This window comes from Chloroflexota bacterium (assembly GCA_023475225.1).
Lineage (GTDB): Bacteria > Chloroflexota > UBA6077 > FW602-bin22 > JAMCVK01 > JAMCVK01.
On record JAMCVK010000035.1, the window covers coordinates 23491 to 42615 of the forward strand.

Consider the following 19125-nt stretch of genomic DNA (forward strand, 5'->3'; position numbering starts at 1 on the left):
CTCTAGGCCAAACCCAGTAAGCGGGACCGCAAAGCTCGCCAGAAGAGCCTGGCCTCTTCGACACGTAATAACCAGATCGCTACAAGGTAGGTTAGGACCCCCATGGCGATCGCTAACACAACGTACTCTATCTGTCCCCCAATCGTTTGGGGGTTAGCTAGCCTGCCTAAAGCCGGAGCAAGCGGGTAGTACACCACAGGCATGCACAGGGCAGCCAGACCTGATTTAAGCACTGTGCTGGTCAACCCATACCCCTTAAGCCCAGCGACGATGCGCCAGAGCAAGGCGAAGAGCACCACCGCGTGCAGCGAGTTTTGGAGTGTATTAGCTAGAACTAGCCCAGGCATGCCCAGGGGACCGATGAGGCTGAGTCCAGCAACTAAGTATACAATGACACCCAGCAGACCGACGAGCATCGGTGTAAGAGTATTCTTACGGGCATAGAAGGCGAAGATAAGTAATTGATCGATGGCTACAAAAGGCAATTGCGGGGCATAGCAGAGGAAGGCGAGGGCTGTTAGTCGTGTCCCCTCCGCGTTGAAGGCCCCATGTTCGAACAGGAGGCGGATGAGAGGCAAACGCAGCATGACTAAACCGATGGTAGCCGGCAGAATGGCCAGAAGAGCCAGCTTCATTCCAAAGACAAGCGTCTCCTTGTAAGAGTCCAAGGACGAATCGCCGGTACTATTCTGACTGATTAGCGCCTCCCGACGTTCAGTTACGATGATCCCGTTCACGGACATTTGCGCCGCTGTGCTGAAGCGTGACAGAGTAGGCAAGATGGCGAAGGCGGTGGCTGTCGCCACCAACCCAAGAGGGAATTGAACTAACGTCGTCGCAAAGCGCATCACGGCCATACTTTCCTCGCCTGTGCGGGAAGCGAGGTTGCGGTCAATGATTACCCCGATTTGGGAAATTATTAAACCAAGGGCCACGGGCCCATACAGGCTGACTATCCTCTTCACCCCAGGATGACGCAGGTTAAGAGAAAAGGAAAAACGAAACCCCCGCAGTCCGGGCAATTGGAGGATGATTTGCAGGATCGCTCCAGCCAATACACCAATGGCTAAGGCTGCTATACCAAACATGGGGGCAAGAGCAACAGCCAAAACGATGACGCCGAGGTTGAATGCGGCGACACAAAAGGCGGGATAAATAAACATCTGCCGCGCATAAAGGATAGCCGTGGTCACGCCCGATAGACCAAGAAAGATCACGGAGGGTAAGACGATACGGATCAGGCGGAGTGCTTCTGCTTGTGTTGCTTGATCTAGCCCGATGGCCAAGAGCCAAACCAATTGGGGAGCTAGAACGATCATGCTCACTGTAGCTATCCCCAGGATGAGTAGGGCGAAGTTCAGGATGATGCTGGCCACACGCCAGAGCTCATCCTTATCCTCCTGCTCAGCATAATCGCTGAAAACGGGGATGAGGGCCGCACTGATAGCTCCACCGATCAGCAGGTCATAGATCATGGTTGGCACAGTCAAAGCAGCCACAAAGGCAGAAGTAAGGCCGCTTGCGCCGAAGAGGATAGCGATAACCTGCTCCCGCACCAGGCCGAGGATTCGGCTAACCACATTGCCGAACATTATCAGCCCAGCGGCCGTAACAATCCTCCTCTTGGTTGTCATAATTATAGAGCTATCCTCTCCACTATCCCCTGCTCGACTCGAAAAAGAGCAGCTTGATCCAGGAACTCCGGGGTGAAATGGTGCAAATCGGTGGTGGTGATGATCACCTGTTGCTCGGGGCCGATGATGGCTAAAACATGATTTCTTCTCGCCTCATCCAGCTCTGACATCACATCGTCCAGCAGCAAAATCGGCTCTTCATCAGTCATACTGCGCATAAAGCGGGTCTCAGCTAATTTCAGCGATAAGGCTATCGTGCGTTGCTGTCCTCGTGAGCCATAGATGTTCATGTCCCTCTCGTTGACCAGGAAGACAAGATCATCGCGATGTGGTCCCAAGAGGGACAATCCGTAGGCGATCTCCTTTGTTTGTAAAGAGTCTAGCTGCTGCTTGAATGCCTCACGTAGTCGGCCTAGATCCTCGCCCAGGTCACTATCACTGTTTGAATCGACCATCCCCCGCGACTGAATCTCATCTCCAGACCATTCCAGGCTGGACCGATATTGTATGCTCAGACTCTCGCCATCAGCCAGCTGTCGATGAATGGTATGAGCTAAGGAATTCAGACTAGCCACGGCGGCCAACCGCTGCCAGATCAGGTATGACCCGGCGTTTACCAATTCCTGATCCCAAAAGAGCAATTGCTCTGGTCGGCCATGACGCTCGCGAATCTGCCGGAGAAGATAATTGCGTTGTAATAAGACCTTACTATAGTGAGCCAAGGTTCGAACGTAGCGTGGGTCAACCTGCGAGATGGTCACATCGAGATATCTGCGCCGCATATGTGGTGCACCCTGAATAAGATCAATATCCTGTGGTGAGAACATAACCACATTGACCTCCCCAATGATGTCAATGGCGCGCTTGGTCACATTATTAACTTTTATGCGTTTGACGGTTGTTCTGAGCGGAGATATCAGCGCCGGGCCCAGGCCTGGTTCCTCCCTGGGAACTTCCTCTTTAATGAGAATCTCTATATTTAACACGATATGTCCTCGTCGTACACGGGCAATGAGGCGAGCGAAAGCAGTCCCTTCGGTATTGGCCAACCAGTTAACCAGCTCTCGATCTGAACCGGCTCGGAATGACTTTGTCGTGGCCAGGAAGTAGATCGCCTCCAAGAGATTGCTTTTCCCTTGAGCATTGCCCCCCAGCACGACTGTAACACGTGGTGGCAGCTCCAGATCTAAACGCGCATAGTTTCGAAAGTTGGTCAGCGAAAGATAGTTACAATACACTTAAGGTGACTCAATCTTACAGCGTGTAGGAAAACCGAAATGTACCTTCCTTGGCCAAGCAAACACTGTAGCGATTATAACAATCACCCAGGGGGAGGGCAAGGAAAAGAGAGGCCCGAGGTTTAGGTCTAGCGACTAAGTTTCGGGTACGGTTGTCGCTGGAGTGCTCCTGTGTTATATTGTGGTAGCCCCGCTGTAACTTCTGCAGAGATTTCACTCGAAGTTAAGATGATAAATGGTCTTTCGGGGAAAATAGAGTGAGCGAGAAGGTTACTGTAATCGTCGTCAACTGGAATGGAAGGGATTATCTCGAGACATGCCTCTCTTCAGTGTTAAGACAAAGCTACCCCAACTTTGAGATACTTCTTATCGATAATGCCTCAACCGATGGCTCGCTGGATCTGATAGAAGAGAGATTTCCTCAGGTGGGGGTGATCAGAAACAGGGTGAACTTAGGTTTTGCAGCGGCCAATAACATTGGTATCCAGCAAAGCAGTAGTGATTACATAGCTACGTTAAACAATGACACGAAAGCCGAGGAGACCTGGCTGGCAGAGCTGGTCAAAGCTGCCAGAACAGGTCCCGATATTGGCATGTGCGCCTCCAAGATGCTTTTTATGCACCAGCCGGCGATCATCAACTCGGCTGGCATCGCCCTGGACCGGGCAGGTATCGCCTGGGATAATCGTGGTGGAGAAGAGGATACACCGGACGATAGCAAGCCATATGAGGTGTTTGGTCCTTGCGCCGGGGCCGCCCTTTATCGCCGCGAGATGCTGATGGGGATCGGCTTATTTGACGAAGATTTCTTCGCCTACCTTGAGGATGTCGATCTGGCTTGGCGGGCGCGCCTGGCCGGCTGGCGCTGCCTGTATGTCCCGACCGCCAAAGTCTACCACATCCATTCAGCCACAGCCCGCGAAGGATCATCGTTGAAGACTTACCTATTAGGACGCAATAAGATTTGGACGATAATTAAGAACTATCCCTCACCTCATTTTTGGCTTTTCTGGCCAATTATCGTGGGTTACGATTTTGGTTCCGTGCTTTTTGCCTTGTTCTCCCGAAGAGATATTCGCCCTTTACAGGGCAGGTTGTCTGCTCTGACTCGCTTTGCTCCTATGTGGCGGAAGCGGAGAGTGGTGCAGCGGAATAGAAAAATATCCCCCACAGCAATGTGGCATTTGATGTATCCTCTGGAAAGGCCAGACAGGGTATTCAAGAGATATGGTCACCTTCGAGGCTATGAGAAACCGGAAGGGGACGGCCGGTGAAGCGTATCACCGTCAGGGCTCTGCTCATACTACTACCTTTACTCTTACTTACGATCACCAGTTGTATTAGTATGACTGACAATAAACAAGGTAGCGCGGCGCGTCCTGTCGGAGAAATCTATGGTTCGCAGCAAGTTGGACAGAGTTTCGTTTCTCATTACGCCGGTCTTAGCCATATTGACGTTCTTTTAGCCACTTACGCCAGACAGAATACCGAGGAGGTCTCCTTCCACCTCAAACATAAGCCCTCTGACCCCAAAGATCTGATCACCATCACGGTTAACGCCTCGGCTATCCAAGACAACGCCTTCCACTCCTTCGGTTTCCCTCCTCAGCCTGATTCGGCTGGTAAGTCCTATTTCTTCTATTTAAAGTCACTTCGTTCGAGACCAGGGGATGCTATCACCGTTTGGTACGACCCAGTGGATGTTTATGGCGAGGGCAGTCGTTACCTGAACGGTGAGCCGACCAGCGGTGATCTGGCCTTCGCCACTTACTACGAATATAGCCCTATGAGGGCCCTGGCCGACGTTTGGCATGGTCTGAGTGATAACTGGGAGCTATCTTTATCGGCTTTCCTCCTTTTCGTTCTGCCTGGTTATGCCCTCCTTTCTTTATTGTCTTTGTACCAGAGGGATATTATTGAGCGATTTATCATCTCAATAGGACTAAGTGTGGCCCTTATCCCCCTGCTATTGTTTATGGCCACGATGGCTGGGGCGAAGCTGAACAAAGATTGGCTCCTGGGGCTTATAGCTGCGAGCACGATCGTGGTTGCCGGACATCATCTAGCGAACCTGCGGCTACGGCCAAAACCTACCTCGGCCACGAGGGGGATGGCCCTCGAATCCGAGATGAGCATAGAAAGCAACAAGGCCCACGAGCTCCCCTCAATGTCCAGGGAAGAACTGATCATATCTTATTCAGTTTTGGGGGTCATTTTTCTGGTCTCTATGGTTGTTAGATTGCTTGTCGTGCGCCATCTTATGACCCCCATGTGGGGAGATTCATATCATCACACCATGATCGCCCGTCTCATTGTTGACAAAGGCAGCGTGCCAGACTCTTATTTACCGTATGCCCCGTTGTTCTCGTTTACCTATCATTTCGGCTTTCACGCTGTAGTAGCTTTCTTCCACTGGCTCAGTGACCGGCCCCTAACTGAGATGGTGATTCTGGTAGGGCAAATTCTGAATGGATTTGCGGTGTTGGGATCTTATCTACTTGCGGTCAAGCTGACGGGAGACAAGCGTGCTGGTCTGGTAGCCGCATTGATCACTGGAACAATTTCATTGATGCCGGCGTACTACGTGAACTGGGGGCGCTACCCGCAGCTGGCAGGACAGGTGATCCTCCCCTTTGCCCTTGTGAGTGTGATGGAGGCTGTCGAGTGGCCAGGGCGAGACTGGCGTCGTTTAGGTTTGGCTGCCGTTTTTCTAGCTGGTTTGACCCTTACTCATTATCGCGTGCTTCTGTTCTCGGTGGCCTTTATTTGGCTTTATTTGCTCTGGGTGACGTGGATCCGCCGAAGGCGGATGAAGGATAAGCGCTCTCTCTGCGAACCGTGGATCAGGGGGATGATCATGGCCATAGCAGCTATCGTGCTTGTGGCTCCCTGGTTGGCGAATATTCTGATTAATTTTCTGCCGAAGTTCGTCTCCTCCCTGGCGATAGCGGCTAAGACAAGTCCAGCCTTCTTGGCCGAGTATAATGCCATCGGCGATCTCTGGTTTTTCGTTAGTCCCTATCTGCTTTGTCTAGCTATCGTTGGCGCTCTGCTGTCCATTTTCCTCAGACAAAGTAGGGTTATCCTAATCATCCTCTGGGTTATCCTTCTTTTTCTTATGGCTAATCCGGGTTACTTGAGATTGCCAGGCACAGGGGCGATAAACAACTTCACTATCCTCATCGCCCTATACTTGCCAATTTCCATCCTCATCGGCTTCCTCGCCGGTCGGGCTATAGAGGCCATCACTATCCGTCTACCGCGCCTTCGGCACCTGTTGGCTCTCGCTCTGATCATCGTTGCGCTCCTAGGGGCTAAGAATATGCTTAGTCTTCTCGATCCGAGCTATGCCCTGGTACTGGGTCCAGATGAGAAGGCGATGGAATGGATCAGGAGTAACACTCCAGTAAAGGCGAAATTTTTAGTAAATTCCTTCTTCGCCCGTGGTGGGGCAGTAGTGGTGGGTTCCGATGCTGGATGGTGGATTCCCTTACTGGCTGATAGGCAGAACACAGTGCCCCCTGATCGGTATACTGCAGAAAAGAAGGAGAGTCGCCATGAGTCCCAAGTAGCCGCCTTGGCTAAAGCGACAGAGGGCCCTTTAGATTCCGCTGATTCCCTGAGCCTTTTCCAGAGACAAGGTATAACGCATGTTTATATCGGCGCACGTGGGGGAATCATTAAGCCAGAGGAGTTGCTTAGCAGCCCACATTATCGTTTAATCTACCACGATGACGGCGTTTGGATCTTTAAGATAGAGTACGGGACGAAAGTGGACAAATGATTCTTTTTATTACACGCAAATATCCACCATCGGTGGGAGGAATGCAAGAACTGAGCTATCACTTGACCACTGAGATAGGGAAGGTTCGCCAGAGCAAGGTCATCGCCTGGGGGGGATCCCAGCTCTTCTTACCCCCCTTCCTAATTTATGCTCTGGCCAGGAGCATTCCCCCCCTGCTGAATAGGAGGATAACTCTTCTCCATCTGGGCGATGTTATACTGGCACCGTTAGGATTGATCCTCAAGCGCATGTTCAGGGTACCAGTGGTAGCTAACGTGCACGGACTGGACCTTGTCTACCCTCATCCCCTCTACCAAACACTCATGCCCTATTTCTTAACCCGACTGGACAAGTTGGTCTGTATCAGCCATCATACCAAAAATGAATGCCTCAAACGCGGCATCCCTGATGAGCAGTGTGTGGTCATCCCTGTTGGGGTGGACATCAACGAATTCGCTATGTCTAAGGAAACGGCTAGACGGACAGTGGAGAGAATCATCAGACGGCCATTAAAAGGGGTAAAGGTGTTGCTCACCGTAGGAAGGTTGGTCAAACGAAAGGGGATAAGCCACTTTGTGACGCATATCTTGCCTGGCATAGTAGCCAGACGGATGGATGTAATCTACCTTATAGCTGGTGAGGGGCCGGAACAGGCCCAAATAATTAAGGAAATCGATACGCATAACCTGCATTCGCATGTTTTCCTGCTGGGGAAGGTAGATGAGTGTACGCTGCCTGCCTTGTATGCGGCGGCCGATCTCTTTGTTATGCCGAATATATCCATCGCTGGTGATACCGAGGGCTTTGGTATCGTGGCCTTGGAGGCTTGCGCGGCCGGCTTAGGCGTGGTAGCTTCCAGGTTGGAGGGCATTCAGGAAGTTATCGAACCTGGCAAAAATGGCCTCCTGTTAGACCCGACCGACATAGCTGGCTATGTGGACACTATCCTGAATCTCCTGGCAGATGACGCTGGTTGCCAACACTTGGGGCTAAAGGCAAGAGCATACGTAGAACGGCGATTCAACTGGCCTGGCATTGCCGAGCAATATTTGCAGGTCTTTGACGAAATCAGGAACAAGAATAATGGCCGCTGAAGTATCAGTCATCATCCCCAATCTGCATTCGCCTATCGTTGACAGGACCATTAGATCTGTCGAGAGCCAGGCAACGGATAACTTTGAGATAATCGTTGTGGGGCTTGACCGTCATGGCTTGATCAACACAAACAATCATATAACCTTCGTTTCAACAGGGCGGTCGGTATATCCCAGTGTGGCGCGAAACATTGGCCTGGACCGAGCGGTAGGGCAATATGTGATATTCCTGGATGCGGACTGCGTCGCTGCACCGGGATGGCTGGACGCATTATTGTTCCATTTACGGCAGGAACCGTGCGCTGTCAGCGGGTCAATGCATCTTACCAAGGATAACTTCTGGATCCTCTGCGACAACATCGCTACTTTCCATGAGTACCTTTCCAATTTGCCTCGTGGTACACGCCCTTACCTACCCAGTTTTAGTCTGGCCATACATCGGGAAGCGTTGCTAGCAGTCGGAGGTTTTGATGAATCCCTACCCACTGCCGAGGACCTGGACCTGAGCATCAGGATAGCCAGCGCAGGATATAAGCTCTACTTTGAGCCCACCGCCGTCGTTTACCATTATCCGGAGCGACGCTCAGCGATATCCGTCTTCGCCCATTCATCTGTTAGCGGACAGAACTCGATGCGTGTTAGACTAAAGTATGGCCCCATCTTTCGCATGCCGTCTATCGTCCAAAACCCCCTGGGGCTACTCGCCCTTTCTCCAGTCGTGGCGGCCTACGTGACGCTGAAAATATTCCTTGGTGATCCTCATCTTTGGATTTACTGGTACACCTCACCAATCATCTTTTTGTCAAAAATAGCCTGGTGCCTGAGTGCTAGCAGAGCCCTGGCCGATCGGCAGGCGATGCAATCAAGGAGGTGATCGGTGAAGTGATACGGGGTATGCCCCTGGTCTACGTCATTATTCTGACCTGGAATCACAAAGAGGATATGCTTGAATGTGTCGATTCCGCTCTTCAGCTGGATTATCCACGCTTCAACGTGCTCGTCGTTGACAACGGCTCTACCGATGGTGGCCCAGCTCTTCTAAGGGAAAAGTTCCCCGCAGTGGAACTCATTCTTAACGAGGATAATCTGGGCATCGCCCGTGGCTATAACGTGGGCATTCGACGAGCCCTGGAGTGTGGTGCCGATTACGTTTTTATACTTAATAATGACACTATTCTAGACAGATATTTACTAGCCAATATGGTACAAGTAGGAGAGGAGATGCCTGAGGCTGGGATACTTATGCCGAAGATATACTACTATGGCGGTCAGGAAAGGATTTGGTCCGCTGGCGCCAGGCGACGTCTCTTTCCGCCTGGTATTGTGTTCCTTGGACTCAATGCCCTCGATGGACCAAGGTATGCCTCGCTGCGCGAGATTGCCTATGCCCCTAGCTGTGGACTTCTGGTGAGAAGGCGAGTGTTTGAAAGGGTTGGTGGTTTTGACCCTGGCTATTTTATGTACTACGACGACTGGGATTTTTGCGAGCGGGTACGGCAAGCCAACCATAAAATAATCTATGTGCCTCAGGCGAAGATGTGGCATAAAGTTTCCCTTAGCACGCAGAGGGGAAGGCAACCGGCGAGATGGTGGTATGTTATGGGTCAAAGTAGCGTTCGCTTCCATTTAAGGCACCGGGGGTTGGTTGAATTGGGATTCAATACCCTTTGGGTCGTTCTGCGTGAGCTGGCCAAACGTAATTTCAAAGGAGCTCTATCCTATCTGGCTGGAATCGGAAGAGGATTATTCTCATCCCAGGGCAGGCATATAGCAGAGGAGCAATCTTTATTTGTCGGCGAGACGAAGGACGATTCTTGATCTCTTAGGATGAGATGCAGAGATGGAAAACGTAAACTGCAATTTATGTGGCTCAGCAGAAAGAGAGCCGTTTTGCTCTGGACGGGATAGATTATACAGGTTAGAGGGCGATTTTGAATTAGTCAGGTGTCCGCATTGTCACCTCATCTATCTTAACCCGCGACCATGTAGAGATGAGATAGAGAGGTACTATCCGCCAGACAGTTATAAAGAGTACCTAAGTGATTCGGATAGACAGAATTGGTTCCTGCGACTCAATCGCTGTTACGGGATGAAGAAACGTTGTCGGGCAGTGCTAAAGATGAAAAGAGAAGGTAGACTCCTGGATGTTGGCTGCGCTACCGGCGATTTCTTGGCTGCTATGCGCAGACACGGGGGTTGGGAGGTCTGCGGGGTAGAATTGAATGCTGAGGCTGCCGCTTATGCCAGGCAGCATTTTGGATTACCGGTGTTTGCGGGACAGCTGGAAGAGGCTGGTTTTCCAGCAGCACATTTTGACGTGGTCACCTTGTGGAATGTACTCGAACATCTACCCGACCCCACAGGCAGCTTGAAGGAGATAGAGCGTGTCTTAAAAGAAGATGGGCTGCTTCTGCTCACGATACCGAACCTGGACAGCGTTGATAGCCGACTCTTTGGCCCGTATTGGGCCCTTCTGGAGATACCACGGCATCTGTACTTGTTTCCATCAGATGCCCTTGAGAGAATGTTGACCGAGGCGGGCTTCAAGATTGTAAAAAGGGAGTGCTTTTTTGGGGGTTGGTATTCATTCATCACCAGCCTTCAATTTCTATTCGAGGAGAAGACAAGACGCATGGGTTCTGGTAAGAATATTTGGGCTGATCGCCCTCTCTCACAAGGTCTGCGATTTCTACTGCAGCCATATTTCTTCCTGGCAGATAGATTTTTGAAGGGACCATTACTCACCCTATCTTGTCGTAGGATGCAGGCTTGAGGCCAGAGTGGGGAGGCATTTTGCTCAAAAATACTCAACAAAGAGTTATTACAGCCTTATTGGTCGCCCTGACCTTCGTATTCCTGGGATACAGCTTATATCAGAGCTGGCACGAGCTGTCCAGGTACGAATGGGCAGTGAATTACCTTTACTTATCATTCTCGTTTCTGCTCTATCCAATTACCTTTCTCCTGCTTGCCTGGGGATGGAGCTCGATCATCAGGGGATTAGGAGCAGCTTGTGGCTTCTGGTTGAACCTGCAGATTTATGCTCAGGCAGCCTTGGCTAAGCGGATACCAGGTACACTCTGGTACGTAGCCGGGCGGGTGTATCTATATAACCAACAAGGAGTGCATCGTTCGGTCACTTTGATGGGTACTTTCATCGAAATAGCCCTAATCATTTTGTCAGGGGCATCGCTCAGTCTTCTGACCATCCCATTTTATTTTGAAACCGTAAATAACCAAATAGGCTTCTTTATGGTCTTGCCCCTGTTGTCCGTACTCATTCTCGCTTCCCCAAAAATAGTGAGCGCTATGGGACGCTTTTTTTGGAGAATGGACAGAGGACAGAGTGCCAGCTTGCCAGAGATGAAAATCGCTGATATCTTAGGATGTCTATTAATCTACATTGTGACTTGGGTTCTTGGCGGAGTGGTGCTGTATTGTTTAACTAAGGCCATTTACCCCCTGGAGGTACAACAATTGCCGCAGATTATCAGCGTTTGGGTAGTGGCGGGGACGATCAGCTCAGTAGTACTTTTTGCTCCGAGTGGCTTAGGTGTTAGGGAGATCAGCCTATCCCTCCTCTTGAGCCGCTATTTACCCTTATCCATTGCCATAGTCGTGGCCCTGTTATTTAGGGTCTTGCTGACACTTGGCGAGGTGGGCAGTGTTCTCTCCTCGCTGGCACTCACACATTACATTGCTAAGAGGAGAGGAGATCACTCTCTAATAGCCACCGAAGGGGGTCCTCTAGACAATCACTAGATGTTTCTAAGGAGGAGCGGTAGAGATGACTAGGGTCGTGGGTTTGATCCCAGCAGCTGGACAAGGCACGCGGTTAGCGCCATTTCCCTGGTACAAAGAGCTGTTCCCCATCGGCTATCAAGATATGTTAGTCAATGGGTGTATGCAGCGAAGGCCCAAAGTTGTAGGCCAATATTTGATTGATAACATGATTAGAGCCGGGGTGAGGAAGATTTTCTTCATCCTGGGCGAAGGTAAACATGACATTATGCGCTATTATGGCAATGGGCAACGATTTGGCATTGACATCGCCTATCTCTTTCAAGAACAGCTGACCGGCCTGCCAGCGGCTCTTGACCTGGCTAGAAATTGGCTAACAGATGAGACAGTCATTTTCGGGATGCCTGATACAATCATCCAGCCAGCGAATGCCTTCATCCAGCTGTTGGATGCTCATGAACACGGTACTGCCGCAGTGACCCTGGGCGTGTTCAAGACGAATACACCAGCCAAGTTCGGCATGGTTGAGATTGCCCCTGATGGTATGGCGGTTGGCTTTGTGGACAAACCAGCCCACACCTCCTTGAAGTATATGTGGGGCGTTGGTTGCTGGTCCCGTGCCTTTACCGAGCTTATGGGGGCCTTTTTGACTGAAAATCCCTACCAGGGCAAGGAAATTATCTTAAGCGATGTCTTTCAGCGGGTCGTAGAAAGCGGTTTACGGATACAAACAGTGCGCTTCGATGAGGGGATTTATATCGATGTCGGCACACCGGAGGGGCTAAATCAGGCCATCGAAGAGTTTGGGTCAACCATGTAAATGAGATCATCCAACAACGGGGGTTCCCAGGGGGTGCAGCCTTTCTGCGGGCCTGCCCACCGCAGGCAGGGGTTTGGGGTACCCCAAACCTTCGTTCCCCTTTCCAGCTGGAGAGGGAGTAGTCCAGAAGGGGGGCAAGCCCCCTTCTGGGAGGGTCCTAGGGCTCCGCCCTAGTTATAATCCCCCCTTCTCCCGCAAGGCGGGAGAAGGGGGTAGGGGAGATGAGGGCTTTTTCCCTATAAACCAAAGGAGAGGCGGGCCGCCAGACGAGGCGGTAATCCTAGAAGTCTCATTTTCTCCTGCGTCTTGCGCGTATCATAATATACACGGCGAAATCGGAGCATTCTACGCTCCACGTCGAGGATGGCATAACTGGCCGCAGGATTGCCATCGCGTGGTTGCCCAACACTTCCGGGATTAATGATAAGCTGCGTCCGGGTTAAGTCTAACCGTCCACTGATAGGCAGATCAATCATCTGGCATTCCCCGTTCTTGTCCTCATCTCCATAAGAGAAGACCAGGGGAATATGGGAATGCCCAATCAGACAATGCTTGGTGTGGAAATAACGAAGATTGGCGTTGGCCTGTTCCTCATCCAACAAATACTCCCAAATAGGGTCGCGTGGGCTGCCATGAACCAGGGTCGATTCCTCTCTTTCGAGTGTCACTGGAAGATTGCGCAGATATTCCTTATTCTTCATGGTGAGCTGCTGGCCAGTCCAGAGGCAGGCCGCAGCGGCATCAGGATTGAAATAGACTGTCTCCACAAGTCCGACAGCTGCCCAATCATGGTTACCGGCCACAGCTATATGCGGGTAGCGGCGAATCATGTCGATACACTCGTTGGGATCCGGACCGTAGCCCACAATATCGCCGAGACACCAGATCTCCTCAAAATTGCCCGCATCGGCGAGTACAGCTTCCAAGGCCGCCAGATTGCTATGGATATCCGAGATTATAGCGATTCGCATTCCTTCTCCATTGGGCCGGTTGGAATCCCCGCCAGTATAGCATAAGGTTCCCCCTCCAGCCAACCAGAGGAGGAGAACGTCGAACAACGGGGGTTCCAAGGGGGCGCAATCCCTTTGGCAGGGGTCTTTCGGATATGCCCCAGAACACAAAAAGCCCATAGGGTTTCCCCTATAAAACGGGGAGTGCAGGGGCGAAGCCCTCCTGACGGGGGTCACAGGGGGTGTCCCCCCTATTTCAACAAAAAGCCCGCAGGGCTACCTTGAACCCCCTGGAAGGGGGTTGGGGGGAGGTATTCACTCTCGAGCAAACCCCTTGACAACTCTCCCCTCTGCTTATATAATTCAAGCAATGGGCGAACGGGCACCCTATCACCCATCCCTTAGGAGGGTCTTGTGGGAAGGACAACCTGGCCGTTGACCTTCAACCCCCTCATAAGCAGCAAGGGCGTTTCCCCTAGCGATCTATCTCTCCAACCTGGCCTTATCCCTCTCCCTTCGAAAGGAGAGCGCTGGCCATCCGCACTGGCGATGGGTCGTGCCCCATAGGGGCCGTAAACGGCAGCGTCAGCACGGGCAACTACCTGCCACCGGTCCACTTCTCCTACTACGAGGGCCTAGACGCCTACGGCAGCGGGCTCCATGGCAAGCTGCACCTCAAGAGCGTGACCAACGACCTATTGGGGGGCACGATCACCTATGCCTATGAGCGCTACACGCCCATGAACCCAGCGGGGCTGAAGTACCGCTACCGCGTCTTGAAGCAGACGAATAGCGGCGGGGCGGGCACCAGCGATGTAGTGCGCGATTTCAAGTACACCTGTGCCTGGCGGGATAACACTACAGGCGAGTTTCGCGGCCACGATTACGTCGCGGCGGTGGACAGCGCTGGCTACTGGCAGATCAGCAAGTTCTATACCGCCGCCGGGGCCAACGGCAAGTCGCAGGAGGACTGTAACTTCCTCAAGGGGAGGGCCTACAGGGAAGGCACCCTCAAGGATAATGAGGTCGCCTACGCTGTGAACAATTACGCCAGCGACCTGTCCGCCGCTGACTACGGCCGGGGTGGCTGGAGCTATGCGCCGGGCAAGTTCACCCTCAGCACGAGCGGGGTGCTGTACATCGGTCTTATCCGGGGCACGACCTACTACCCGATGGAGCATAGGGGCAAGCTCTACCACGCCCCACCCAACACGGTGATCACCAGGGTGGAGTTCGATTGGGAGAGCAACTACAATAACGCCCACTTCATCCTCGCCATGGACTACCCCGACCATCCGGAGGCCTGGGCCAGCGATCAGTTTGGCCCGCAAAGCGGCCACCAGGTGGTGGAGATAGCGGGTGGGGCCGATTGGGTGGCCTTCGGTCTCTTCACCAGAACCATCTTCGACCACTACGACTACACCTATCCCACCGATGAGTGGCACGGGCGCATCTCCAACTTAAAGATTTACTACCGCAGCGTGCTACAGTCCAGGGATAACACCTGGGACTACGTGACGACGCTGGGCGAGGCCCGGCACATCCGCCTGACGCGGCTGGACGAGACGCTGGACGGGAAGCCACGGCGCACCGACTACGCCTACGATACCTACGGCAACTGTACCAAGCGCGAGGAGTACGGGGAAGGGAGCAGTCGCTATCGGGCCTGGCGGGCGAGCTACTATGCCAACCAGGATGCCTGGATCGTGGAGAAAAAGCAGTGGGAGGAGGTGGTGGAGGATGTGAGTGGGGTGGAGACCCAGCGGCGCTTGACCCGCTACTACTACGATGGATTGGGCTGGGGGGTGGCCCCCAGCAAGGGGGACCTCACCAGGGTGCAGAGGGTCTATATGGGCGACGAGTCCAAGAACTCCTCTACGGACTACTGGTACGATGCCTACGGCAACCTGATCAGAGAGCAGGATGGGCGGGGCAACCAGACCAGCGCCACCTATGATGCTACCTACCACACTTTCCTGGCCACTATCACCAACGCTAAAAACCAGGTGGAGACAAGGGCCTATGACCCAGCCAGCGGCCGGCCCACCAGCGTCACCGACATCAACGGGCAGACGACCACCTACGAGTACGACGCCTTCAAGCGCCTGATCAAGGTGAGGAGGCCCGGCGATGGGTCGCCGGCCCCACCCACCATCGAATACGTTTACTTCCACAACCCGAGCCAGCCGCCACCACGCTTCACCATCACCACCAAGCGGCGGGAGTCGGGCAGCAGCGTCTATGAGACGAAGTCCTGGTACGATGGGCTGGGCCGCGTGGTGCAGAGTCGCCGCGAGAACGCCGCCGGGGCCAACCCCCTCGTCGTGGATACCAACTACGACGGGCGGGGGCTCCAGTCCAGCCAGTCGGTGCCCTACCCCTCGGCCAGCAACACCTGGGACTATACCACTCCTGACACAAGCCAGCCCAAGACCACCTACCTCTACGAGGGTCTGCGCCGCCCTCGTGAGGTGACCAACCCCGAGGGCACGACCAAGAAGTGCTACTATGTGGGGCGCACGACGGTTGTGGTGGATGAGAAGAACCATCGCCGCGACCTGATCAACGACCCCTTCGACCGGCTGGTGAAGGTGGAGGAGTACAGCGGCGCTGACCCCAATGTCACCCTCTACGCCACCACCACCTACAGCTACGATGTGCTCGACGACCTGGTTCAGGTGAGCGACCAGGCCGGCAACGTCACGAAGATGGGGTACAATCCCCTGGGGCAGAGGGTGAGGATGCACGACCCCGATAGGTGTGGCAGCAACAATCCGGCCGATGCCTCCTACTGGTGGAGCTACGAGTACGACCTGGCCGGCAACCTCACCAGCCAGACCGATGCCCGGGGGCAGACCATCACCTTCACCTATGATGAGTTGAACCGCCCCAAGCGCCGCTACTACCCTATGCGCTGGACGGTTAACGGGGTGGAGGAGAGCCACTGGGTGAGCGAGATCGTGGCTGGGGTGAGCAAACCCTCGGTCTACGATCTGATGGAGCTGCGCTCGGCCGTGGGCACGGCCCACGTCGCGGCGCAGCGGGGGGAGTTCGCCTTCAGTGACGCGGCCATCGTGGCCGGCCAGGGGGTGAAGGTGCGCGGCCTGCATTTCAACGAGCTGCGCTCAGCCATGCAGAACCTCTGGACGGTGGGCAATCTGGGGATCATCCCTGAGTTCAGTCGTGGTCCCATCGTCGCCCCGCCGACGGGCTATCGGCTGATCAGCGCCCAGGACCCCCAGGACCTGCGCAGCTGGCTGGAGGATTACGATGGGCGCACAAGCGTCCCTGACCTGCGGGCCAGGGTCTTCTACCGCTACGACGATTACACTGACAATGTGAATCGAGGCTACCCGAAGGGGCGGCGCACCGAGATGTGGGATGCCGCGGGTCATACCCGCTGGACATACGACGAGCGTGGCCGTATGCTTACGGAGGAGCACTGGACGGATGGGCAGCTCTATACCACCCAGTGGAGCTACGATGCCATGGATCGAGTGAAGACGCTGGTCTATCCTGATGGGGAGACGCTCACCTACACCTATGGGGAGCAGGCCCAGCTTGTAGCCATCGCCAGCAGCACGGGTGTAAGCTATCTAGCGAGCACCACCTACAACCAGCTGCTCAAGCCCAAGGTCTTGACCCTGGGCAGTGGGGCGACGACCACGTTTTCGTATTATGGTACTGGGCTGGACGCGGCGGGCGCCCCCTACGGGGCGCTCAAGGGCATCGCCACGAGCAAGGCCGGGTTGCCCACCATCCAGGAGCTGCAGCAGGCCTACGACAACCTGGGCAACCTGACAAGGTGGCAGGACCTGGCTGCTGGCGAGGACTTCACCTACGAATACGACGACCTGGACCGGCCGACCAAGAGGAAGGTCACCAACGGCGCCGACCTGGAAACCCTCGCCTATGACCAGATCGGCAACATCACCAGCCAGAACGGTTCCCTCTACACCTACGGGAACCCGCCCGTCCACGGGGTGAGCGCCTTTGCTGGTGTCGGCTACAGCTACGATGGCAACGGCAACATGGTCAGGAGTGGCAACTGGTACCTGAAGTACGATGCCGAGAACCGCCTGGTCAAGGTCTCAGGCGATGCCGCGGGCTACCAGTTCGTCGCCCGCTTCGCCTACGATGGGGATGGGGCGAGGGTGAAAAGGGTGGACGACTATGGTACTATCCACTACGTGGGGAGGCATTACCAGCGCAACGTGGGCAACGGGCAGGACACAAGCGAGAAGATAACCAAGTACTACTATGCCACCCTGGGGTCTTTAAATAGGCTGATTGCCCTGCGCCGGGATGGGGTGCTATACTATGTACATAGCGACCATCTGGGGGGCACGGTGAGGGTGAGTGACGCTGGGGGGAATATCGTGGACTCGATCACCTACACAGCCTATGGTCAGACCCGCTCCGGGGGCGCGAACTTGCCCACCGACCGAAGGTTCACCGGGCAGACGCTGGACCTATCCACGGGCTTGTACTGGTACTCCACCAGGCCATACAGTGCGCTGCTCGGCCGCTTCACCCAGCCCGATACCGTAGTTCCCGATTACCAGAACCCCCAGAGCCTGAACAGGTACGGCTATTGTCTGAATAACTCCTCGAGGCATAAGGTTTTACATAAATAAGCTATCGCTAACCTTACCGGTAAAGGTAACCAGAGGTCGGTGGGAATGTCCGAGAAACGCCTGGCGCTCTACATTCATATACCGTTTTGTCTTAAAAAGTGCACTTATTGTGATTTCAATTCCTATGTGGGATTGTGCGGGCTCAAAGAGGGGTACGTTGAAGCCTTACGCCGTGAAGTTTCCATCGTAGCCCAAATGCTCAGAACAGAACCGTATCAATCCCTCCTGCCAATGGGCACTATCTATTTTGGTGGTGGAACCCCCTCCCTTCTGGATACGCGACAGATTGCCCATATCTTGACGACGTGCCAAAGATTGCTCGGCTCGGCCGATGACATCGAAATCACCCTGGAGGCCAATCCAGGTACAATCAACCGGTCCTACCTTCATCGACTGAGATCTCTTGGCATCAATCGGCTCAGTCTGGGTATCCAAAGCTTCGATGATACGCTATTGCGATTACTAGGCCGAACGCATACAACTAGGGAAGCATTGCTGTCCTATGAGTTCAGTCGTTCAGCGGGTTTTGATAACGTAAACCTGGATCTGATCTATGGCCTCCCTGGACAGGATCTCTCCCGCTGGGAAGCGGATTTGCGCAGGGCTGTGTCCCTCGCCCCAGATCACCTATCGCTTTACTCTTTAACACTAGAGCCGGATACACCCCTTGGCTACGCGGTGCATAGCGGCCAAATCGCGTTGCCAGTGGATGACACAGTTGCGGAGATGTATGAGCTTGCAGAGCACCTGTTAGAGGAGTACGGTTATGAGCATTATGAGCTCTCTAACTGGGCCAGGCTTTGTCCAGATCATCCCAAGCGCTGTCGACACAACCTGGTGTATTGGTACAACGAACCATATGTGGGGCTGGGGGCAGGTGCTCATTCATGCCTCGGACGTCGCCGCTATTATAATGTGCTCTGGCCACCAGAATATGTCGAAAACATTCGACATAACCGGTCAGCGGTGGCCCATTTGGAGCATATAGATGTACGCTTAGAAATGACCGAAACGATCATTTTAGGGCTCAGGCTTAGCGAGGGCCTCAGCGTTGATCGTTTTGAGGAGCGATTTCACCAGCGATTGCAAGATATTTACGGCGAGGCGATTCAGCAAGCAGAGGGCTTGGGACTACTCAGCACAGAGCAAAACTATCTTAGATTAACAGCTAGAGGCAGGTTGCTCAGCAATGAAGTATTTGTATTATTCTTACTATAGATAGGATGA

The 19125-nt window shown here is 53.6% G+C and carries 13 protein-coding genes; 10 read left to right on the forward strand and 3 right to left on the reverse strand.

The genetic code is table 11. The features are described 5' to 3' along the window. Positions 1–2: 2 nt before the first annotated feature. Positions 3–1634: a murein biosynthesis integral membrane protein MurJ gene (locus M1136_08210; protein ID MCL5075615.1), complete on the reverse strand. Its 1632-nt coding sequence runs from the start codon at positions 1632–1634 to the stop codon at positions 3–5. A 2-nt stretch (positions 1635–1636) separates the two neighbouring features. Next, positions 1637–2872 carry a DNA replication/repair protein RecF gene (locus M1136_08215; protein MCL5075616.1) on the reverse strand — a complete coding sequence of 412 codons (1236 nt, stop codon included), beginning with the start codon at positions 2870–2872 and terminating at the stop codon, positions 1637–1639. 257 nt (positions 2873–3129) lie between these two features. Here M1136_08215 and M1136_08220 point away from each other — a divergent pair, with 257 nt between their 5' ends. From M1136_08220 to M1136_08255, 8 genes are read left to right on the forward strand one after another with little or no spacing between them, the layout of a single operon-like run. Beyond that, complete coding sequence (locus M1136_08220) at positions 3130–4146, forward strand: glycosyltransferase family 2 protein (GenBank protein ID MCL5075617.1); 1017 nt, start codon at positions 3130–3132, stop codon at positions 4144–4146. Next, positions 4143–6656 (forward strand): hypothetical protein, encoded by a 2514-nt coding sequence (locus M1136_08225; protein ID MCL5075618.1) that lies wholly within the window; start codon positions 4143–4145, stop codon positions 6654–6656. Before M1136_08220 ends, M1136_08225 begins: the two co-directional genes overlap by 4 nt. A gap of 41 nt (positions 6657–6697) precedes the next feature. Next, positions 6698–7750, forward strand: a complete 1053-nt coding sequence (locus M1136_08230) for a glycosyltransferase family 4 protein (GenBank protein ID MCL5075619.1) — start codon at positions 6698–6700, stop codon at positions 7748–7750. Beyond that, entirely contained in the window at positions 7740–8624 is an 885-nt protein-coding gene (locus M1136_08235) for a glycosyltransferase (GenBank protein MCL5075620.1), read from the forward strand. Before M1136_08230 ends, M1136_08235 begins: the two co-directional genes overlap by 11 nt. 8 nt (positions 8625–8632) lie before the next feature. Then, positions 8633–9568 (forward strand): glycosyltransferase family 2 protein, encoded by a 936-nt coding sequence (locus M1136_08240; GenBank protein ID MCL5075621.1) that lies wholly within the window; start codon positions 8633–8635, stop codon positions 9566–9568. A 22-nt stretch (positions 9569–9590) separates the two neighbouring features. After that, complete coding sequence (locus M1136_08245) at positions 9591–10523, forward strand: class I SAM-dependent methyltransferase (protein MCL5075622.1); 933 nt, start codon at positions 9591–9593, stop codon at positions 10521–10523. A gap of 20 nt (positions 10524–10543) precedes the next feature. Further along, positions 10544–11512: a lysylphosphatidylglycerol synthase domain-containing protein gene (locus M1136_08250; GenBank protein MCL5075623.1), complete on the forward strand. Its 969-nt coding sequence runs from the start codon at positions 10544–10546 to the stop codon at positions 11510–11512. A gap of 25 nt (positions 11513–11537) precedes the next feature. Continuing rightward, positions 11538–12311 carry a sugar phosphate nucleotidyltransferase gene (locus M1136_08255; GenBank protein MCL5075624.1) on the forward strand — a complete coding sequence of 258 codons (774 nt, stop codon included), beginning with the start codon at positions 11538–11540 and terminating at the stop codon, positions 12309–12311. 236 nt (positions 12312–12547) lie between these two features. Here the strand turns inward: M1136_08255 and M1136_08260 are convergent, their stop codons facing one another. Then, entirely contained in the window at positions 12548–13282 is a 735-nt protein-coding gene (locus M1136_08260; GenBank protein ID MCL5075625.1) for a metallophosphatase family protein, read from the reverse strand. 662 nt (positions 13283–13944) lie between these two features. Here M1136_08260 and M1136_08265 point away from each other — a divergent pair. Together M1136_08265 and hemW are read left to right on the forward strand one after the other, a co-directional pair. Continuing rightward, positions 13945–17898 carry a hypothetical protein gene (locus tag M1136_08265; GenBank protein ID MCL5075626.1) on the forward strand — a complete coding sequence of 1318 codons (3954 nt, stop codon included), beginning with the start codon at positions 13945–13947 and terminating at the stop codon, positions 17896–17898. Between the two features lie 45 nt (positions 17899–17943). After that, on the forward strand, positions 17944–19116 hold the full coding sequence (gene hemW, locus M1136_08270) for a radical SAM family heme chaperone HemW (GenBank protein ID MCL5075627.1): 1173 nt from the start codon (positions 17944–17946) through the stop codon (positions 19114–19116). Positions 19117–19125: the final 9 nt, after the last annotated feature.

What these genes read in the sequence shown, in the direction of transcription:
- hemW (MCL5075627.1), top strand. Translation starts at nt 17,944, where the DNA reads ATGTCCGAGAAACGCCTGGCGCTCTACATTCATATACCGTTTTGTCTT.
- M1136_08245 (MCL5075622.1), top strand. Translation starts at nt 9,591, where the DNA reads ATGGAAAACGTAAACTGCAATTTATGTGGCTCAGCAGAAAGAGAGCCG.
- M1136_08230 (MCL5075619.1), top strand. Translation starts at nt 6,698, where the DNA reads ATGCAAGAACTGAGCTATCACTTGACCACTGAGATAGGGAAGGTTCGC.
- M1136_08255 (MCL5075624.1), top strand. Translation starts at nt 11,538, where the DNA reads ATGACTAGGGTCGTGGGTTTGATCCCAGCAGCTGGACAAGGCACGCGG.
- M1136_08235 (MCL5075620.1), top strand. Translation starts at nt 7,740, where the DNA reads ATGGCCGCTGAAGTATCAGTCATCATCCCCAATCTGCATTCGCCTATC.
- M1136_08260 (MCL5075625.1), bottom strand. Translation starts at nt 13,282, where the DNA reads ATGCGAATCGCTATAATCTCGGATATCCATAGCAATCTGGCGGCCTTG.
- M1136_08210 (MCL5075615.1), bottom strand. Translation starts at nt 1,634, where the DNA reads ATGACAACCAAGAGGAGGATTGTTACGGCCGCTGGGCTGATAATGTTC.